The sequence below is a fragment of the Promicromonospora citrea genome (assembly GCF_013004695.1).
GTDB classification, from domain to species: Bacteria; Actinomycetota; Actinomycetes; order Actinomycetales; family Cellulomonadaceae; genus Promicromonospora; species Promicromonospora citrea.
This window is the reverse complement of sequence record NZ_JABEMG010000186.1, coordinates 1-6,487: the sequence shown is the minus strand read 5'-3', so window position 1 is coordinate 6,487 and position 6,487 is coordinate 1. Positions and strand designations below refer to the sequence as shown.

The window sequence follows — 6,487 nt, the reverse complement described above, 5'->3', positions numbered from 1 at the left end:
CTCCGTCCGGGCCGCCGCGCGCGCGGCGAGCCACGGCGTCACGACCCCCGCGAGCACCAGGCACACCGCCAGCGCCGCCCCCGCCGCGGGCAGGAGCACCCCGAGCAGCACCACCGAGCCGACCGACGTCACCACCGCGACCCCGGCGGGCACGAGCGCGCGGACCACGACGTCGCCCACGTCGTCGACGTCCTGGCCGACGCGCGCCAGCAGCTCCCCGCGCCGCACGGTGACCGGACGGTCGTCCCCGGCGAGCCGCTCGTACAGGTTGGCACGCAGCGCGGCCATCCCGCGGAGCGCGACGTCGTGCGAGGCGAGGCGCTCGCAGTAGCGCAGCACGCCCCGCCCGATGCCGAACGCGCGCACGGCCACCACCGCCACGGAGAGCGTGAGCACCGGCGGCATCTGCGACGCGCGCGCCACGAGCCAGGCCGCGACGGCGGCGAGCCCGATCGCGCAGGTCAGCGCCAGCACACCGAGCGTGATGGCTGCGGCCACGTTGCCCGGCCGCACCTCGAGCAGCGGCAGCACACGCCGCAGGGGGTCGCGCTGCGCGGGATTCGTCGTCGTGCCGCTCGCCGGCCCGGTCGTCACGGTGCTCATCGCGTCCTCTCACCGACGGTCGTGGGTCGGCCCCCCGGAAGGCCCTCCCGGACGTCGTCCGCCGGGTCCGCCGCCGCGCGGACGTCGATCACCTGGTCCGCCAGGGCGAGCAGCGACGCCCGGTGCGCGACGACGAGCACGGTGCGGCCCGCGTCCCGCCACGCCCGGACGGTGTCCAGCACGGCCTCCTCGCCCCGGGCGTCGAGGTGCGCGGTCGGCTCGTCGAGGACGACCAGCGGCTTGTCCGCCGCGTCGTCCAGCAGCGCGGAGGTCAGCGCCACGCGCTGCCGCTGCCCCACGGACAGCCCCACGCCGCCGAGCCCGATGAGGGTGTCCCACCCGTCGGGCAGCTCCGCGACGACGGCGTCCAGCCCCGTCCGGCGCGCGGCCGCCGCGAGGCGCTCGTCGTCGGTGCGCGCGCGACCCGTGGCTCCGTCGAGGACGACGTCGCGGAGGCGGCCCGGCGGGAGCGTCGGCCGCTGCGGGACCCAGGTCAGCGCCGACCACCAGGCGGCCAGGCCGTCGGGGCCGAGGTCGCCGGGACCACCGAGGTCCGCGGTGCCGGACATCAGTGCGACCCGGCCTTCGTCCGGTGTCAGCAGGCCCAGCACCGCGAGCACCGCCGTCGACTTGCCGGACCCGCTCGGCCCGCGCAGCGCGACGACCCGCCCCGTGCCCGGCTGCCCCGTGCCCAGCGGGATCCGCGCCGACAGCCCGGCGGGCGCCAGCACGCCGCGCCCGGGTGCCCGGACGGAGACGCGGTCGAGCACGAGGGTCGCGCCGGCCGGGGGCACGGTCGCCCGGGTGCCGCTCGCCGGCAGGACACGCTCGTGCGTGTCGCCCACCAGCGCGAGTACCCGGTCCACCGCGGCGATCCCGTCCACCGACGCGTGGAACTCGGCGCCCACCCGCCGCAGCGGCAGGTACACCTCGGGCGCCAGGACGAGCACGGCGAGGGCGGGCTGCAGCTCCATCGCGCCCTCGACGAGCCGCAGCCCGACGCCGACCGCGATGATCGCGACCGACAGCGTCGTGAGCAGCTCGAGCACCATCGACGACAGGAACGCGACCCGCAGCGTGCCCATGGTCGCGCCGCGCGACGCCTCGCCGAGCGCCCGCACGCGCGCGCCCGGCCCGGCCGCCCGGCCGAAGGCGCGCAACGTCGGCAGCCCGGCGACGAGGTCGAGCACCTGCGCGCCCAGCCGCTCGACGGTGGCGAGCCGGCGCCGGGACGTCCCTGCCGTCAGCCGCCCGACGAGCACCATGAACAGCGGCACGAGCGGCAGCGTGCCGATCGCGATCACCGCCGACACCCAGTCCAGCCCGAGCACGACCACGACGAGCGCGGGCGTGACCAGCGCCGTGAGGACGAGCTGCGGGACGTACCGCACCAGGTACGGCTCGAGCGCGTCGAGCCCGCGCGTCGCCAGCGTGGCGACCTCGGCCTCCGGGCTCGCGCCGTGCCCGCCGTCGTGCCCGTGCGGGAGCGCCGCCCGGGGCCCGCGCGCCGCCCACGCGGACACCACCGTCTGCCGCAGCTCGGCGACCGTCCGGGTGGCGGCGCGCAGCGCGTAGCGCTCCTGCGCCCAGGACACCGCGGCCCGCGCGACGACGACGAGCGCCAGCGCCGCGAACGACCGCACCGTCCCGGGCCCCGACACGCCGTGCCCCCTGATCACCGGCGCGAGGAGTGCCGCGAGGAGCAGCGCCTGCGCCACGATCAGCCCGGCGGCGGCCACGCCGAGCCCGACCGTGAGCGCGACGTACCGGCGCGCCGGTCCGACGTGGCGCAGCAGGCGCGGGTCGAGGGGGCGCACTAGAAGGCCGAGTCCTTGATCTTCTGCCAGGTGAGCCCGGCCGGCGCGGGGATGTGGTCGACGCTCAGCCGGCGCCGGAACACCCAGTACGTCCACCCCTGGTAGGCGACGACGAGTGGCGTGAGCACCACGGCCACCCAGGTCATGACCGTGAGGGTGTAGGGGGTGGAGGCGGCCTCGGCGATGCTCAGCGACGGCCCGCCGTCGAGGCCGGGCATGACGTCGGGGAACATCGAGCCGAAGATGAGCACCACCGCAGCGACGATCGTCAGCGCCGACAGTCCGAAGGCCCACCCCTCGCGCCCGGCCTGGTTGGCCAGGAGGACGCCGAGGAGGGCCGCGACGGCGACGGCCACGACGGCCCACGTCCACGGCACGGAGTAGGCGGTCTGCGCCCACAGCGCCCAGCCGCCGACGACGACCAGCGCGGCGCTGCCGAGGGCGCCGGCGAACCGGCGGGCCCGGGCGCGGATCTCGCCGTCGGTCTTGAGCGCGACGAACACGGCGCCGTGCAGCAGGAAGAGGACGAGCGTCGTCGCGCCGCCGAGCAGCGCGAACGGGTTGATCAGCGCCCAGAACCCGCCCACGTACTGGTGGGCCTCGTCGAGCCGCACGCCGCGCACGAGGTTCGCGAACGCCACGCCCCACAGGATCGCGGGAACCCACGACCCCACCTGGATCGCGGCGTCGCAGCGCCGGGCCCACGCCGGGTCGGAGATCTTGCCGCGGTACTCGAACGCGACGCCGCGCACGATGAGCGCCACGAGGATGACGAGCAGCGGGAGGTAGAAGCCGGAGAACAGGGTCGCGTACCACTCGGGGAACGCCGCGAAGGTGGCGCCGCCCGCGGTGAGCAGCCACACCTCGTTGCCGTCCCAGACGGGGCCGATGCTGTTGACCAGCACGCGCCGCTCCTTCTCCCGGTGCGCGGCGTCCCCGCGCGGCAGCAGCGACATCAGCATGCCGACGCCGAAGTCGAACCCCTCGAGCACGAGGTAGCCGGTCCACAGGACCGCGATGAGGAGGAACCACACGAGGGCGAGATCCACGGTCATGTCCTTTGTCTGTCTCGGGTTCTGTCTGTCTCGGCGGTCAGTAGGCGAACGACAGCGGCCGGTCGGTCTCGTCGGTCGCGTCGGACCGCGCCTCGGGCGACTCGTCGTGCACCGTGGCGGGCACCCCCTCGACCGCGTACCGGTGCATGAGCCGGTACCAGACGACGGCGAGCACGCCGTACAGCAGCGTGAACACGATCATCGAGGTGAGCACCATGCCGGGGCTGACCACCTCGGAGACGCCACGCATCGTGAGCAGCCGGATCTGGTCGATGCCGGTCGGGTTGGGCACCACGACCCAGGGCTGGCGGCCCATCTCGGTGAAGATCCAGCCGAACGACGAGGCGAGGAACGGGGTCGGGATCGCGGCGACCGCGACGCGTGCGAGCCACACGTTGCCGCTGACCCGGCCGCGGCGCGTGAACCAGAGCGCGGCCAGCGCCAGCAGGGCGGAGCCGGCGGCGAAGCCGATCATGAGCCGGAAGCTCCAGTAGGTGACGGCGAGGTTCGGCGTGTACGAGATCGGGTCGCCGGCCTCGTCGGTCTCGCCGAACCGCTCGGCGTACTGCTCCTGGACGTCGTCCACGCCGGGCAGGTAGCTCTCGGGGCCGGAGAAGTGGCCCGTGCCGAGGTAGCTGGCCAGCCCGGGCACCTCGAGCACGTGGCGCACGCCCTCGCAGGAGTTGGACAGGTCGCCGATGGTCAGGATCGAGAAGCTGGCCGCCTCCTCGCCCTCGCACAGGGCCTCGGCGGACGCCATCTTGCCCGGCTGCTGCTCGAACATCAGCTTGCCCTGCACGTCGCCGGTCAGCGCGACGCCGGCCCCGGAGACGAGCATGACCACGGTGCCGAGCACGACGGCGGGGCGGTAGACCTCCCGCGCGAGCTCGACCGACTCCGACCGTCCGGTGCGGACCAGGCGCACCATCCACCACGCGGCGATCCCGGCGACGAACGTGCCCGCCGTGAGGAACGCGGCGGCGACCGCGTGCGGGAAGGCCGCCCAGAGCGTGTTGTTGGCGAGGATCGCCCAGATCGACTCCATCTCGGCGCGGCCCGTCTCCGGGTTGTACCGCGCGCCGACGGGGTGCTGCATCCACGAGTTGGCGGCGAGGATGAAGAAGGCGGAGAGGTTCACCGCGACGGCGACGGCCCAGATGCACGCCAGGTGCACCTTCTTGTTGAGGCGGTCCCAGCCGAAGATCCACAGGCCGAGGAAGGTCGACTCGACGAAGAACGCGGCCAGCGCTTCCATGGCCAGCGGGGCGCCGAACACGTCGCCGACGAACCGCGAGTACTCGCTCCAGTTCATGCCGAACTGGAACTCCTGCACGATGCCGGTGACGACACCGAGCGCGAAGTTGATGAGGAAGAGCTTGCCGAAGAACTTCGTCAGCCGCAGCCACCGCTCATTGCCCGTGCGGACCCAGGCGGTCTGCATGATCGCCACGAGCGGCGCCAGGCCGATCGTGAGCGGGACGAAGATGAAGTGGTAGACGGTGGTGATGCCGAACTGCCAGCGTGCCAGGTCGAGAGCGTCCACTCCGGGCTCCTGAGGTGTGCAGACGTTGCTTGTGAAAGCCTTCACAAGCCACTGTACACGCCGCTGGACGCGCGCAGGGCAGGTGGGGTCTCCTGTGCGATACTGGTCGAACCCGCGTGGGCCCACATCCCTGCGCGGTCTGCAGAGTCCACGTTGCCCGCGATCCGCACGCGGTGCCGCGCCACCCGAGAACGTGGCGCAGGCGTCCGCGAAGACCGCGAGCAGGGGCCGCAGCCGAGACTTCCGTCCGGATGCGTCGCTTCGCCGCGACGCCTCATCGGACGACCGACCGCCTGGCGGTCCGCGCGGTGTGGAGCGGATGCCGGCTACAGGAGCACCTCACGTGACGCCTTCCAGCACCACCGGTTCGACCATCGGGTCACAGGATGATCACGACGCACCTGAGGCGAACGCCCAGGTCACCACTGGTGGGGAGGCTCCGGCGGACAGCACGCCGGTGAAGCGCCCGCGTCGTCGGGCCACCCGGTCCGTCGTCTCGACGGCCCCCGCGGCCCCCATCGTCGTCGGCGCGTCCGACGCCCCCACGACCCCCGCCGGGTCGCAGCCCGTGACCACCGGCGGCACCGCCGTCGTGGCGACCGGTTCGACCACACCCGAGCCTGCGGCCAAGCGCCCGCGGCGTCGTGCGACGCGCGACGTCTCGGCCCCCGCGACGCCCGCCCCCGACGCCGCACCGTCCACCGGGGAGCCCGCGTCGGGCGCCGCGGATGAGACGAATGTCACCGAGCCGGAGGCGACCGATGGCACCGAGCCGGAGGCGACCGAGCACGCGGTCCACCCCGCGCCCGTCGCGGAGGACGCTGAGGCCGACGTCGCCGAGCCCACCGGCACCGGCGCCCCCGAGGTCGCTGCCGTGCCGCCCGTCGCCGTCGCCGAGCACGGGTCCGCGTCGGCGGACACGGTCGAGGCCGCCGCCGACGTCGAGCCCGACGTCATGCCCGAGACCCCGGTCGAGGCGCCCGACGAGTCCGCGGACGAGCCTGCGGCGTCGGCGAGCGCGTCGGCCCCGCTCGACCTCGACCTGCCCGAGCCGGTCACGCCGGCCGAGACGCTGGTCCGCGAGGTCGCGAGCCTGGACGACATCGTGCTGCCCGCGGGCCCCGCGCAGGAGAGCGAGAAGGCGGCGCCCCGGCGTCGTGCCCGGCGGAAGGCCGCTCCGGCCGAGGCTGCCGCGGAGCCGGCGCCCGAGTCCGCGCCCGAGTCAGCGCCCGAGTCCACGTCGGCACCGTCGGCTGACGAGCCCGTCGCCGAGGAGGCGCCGAAGCGCGCCCGGTCGCGGCGCAGGCCGGCCGCACAGGCGCCCGAGGAGGTCGCCGGGCCGGCGGCACCCCCGGCCCAGGAGGAGGCGGCTCCGAAGACCCGCGCCCGGCGTGGCCGTCGCGCCGCGTCCGCGGAGGAGGCTGCCCCCGCTCAGCCCGCCACCGAGCAGCCCAACACCGAGCAGCCCG

At 74.9% G+C, this 6,487-nt stretch carries 3 protein-coding genes and 2 pseudogenes; 1 reads left to right on the top strand and 4 read right to left on the bottom strand.

The genetic code is table 11. From position 1 onward, the window contains the following. The 4 genes and pseudogenes from HLB15_RS21645 to HLB15_RS21630 form a co-directional block, all read right to left on the bottom strand. Positions 1 to 603: pseudogene (locus HLB15_RS21645) on the bottom strand (thiol reductant ABC exporter subunit CydC); the annotation flags it as partial. Next, positions 600 to 2,420, bottom strand: a complete 1,821-nt coding sequence (gene cydD / locus HLB15_RS21640) for a thiol reductant ABC exporter subunit CydD (protein WP_171108565.1) — start codon at positions 2,418 to 2,420, stop codon at positions 600 to 602. The pseudogene HLB15_RS21645 and the gene cydD, both read right to left, overlap by 4 nt. Continuing rightward, a complete protein-coding gene (gene cydB, locus HLB15_RS21635; protein ID WP_171108562.1) occupies positions 2,420 to 3,469 on the bottom strand; it encodes a cytochrome d ubiquinol oxidase subunit II in 1,050 nt (349 codons plus the stop codon). Before cydB ends, cydD begins: the two co-directional genes overlap by 1 nt. Before the next feature lie 43 nt (positions 3,470 to 3,512). Further along, positions 3,513 to 5,018 (bottom strand): cytochrome ubiquinol oxidase subunit I, encoded by a 1,506-nt coding sequence (locus HLB15_RS21630; RefSeq protein ID WP_171108560.1) that lies wholly within the window; start codon positions 5,016 to 5,018, stop codon positions 3,513 to 3,515. Positions 5,019 to 5,475: 457 nt separating this feature from the next. Here HLB15_RS21630 and HLB15_RS21625 point away from each other — a divergent pair. Continuing rightward, positions 5,476 to 6,487 (top strand): annotated as a pseudogene (locus HLB15_RS21625) (hypothetical protein); the annotation flags it as partial.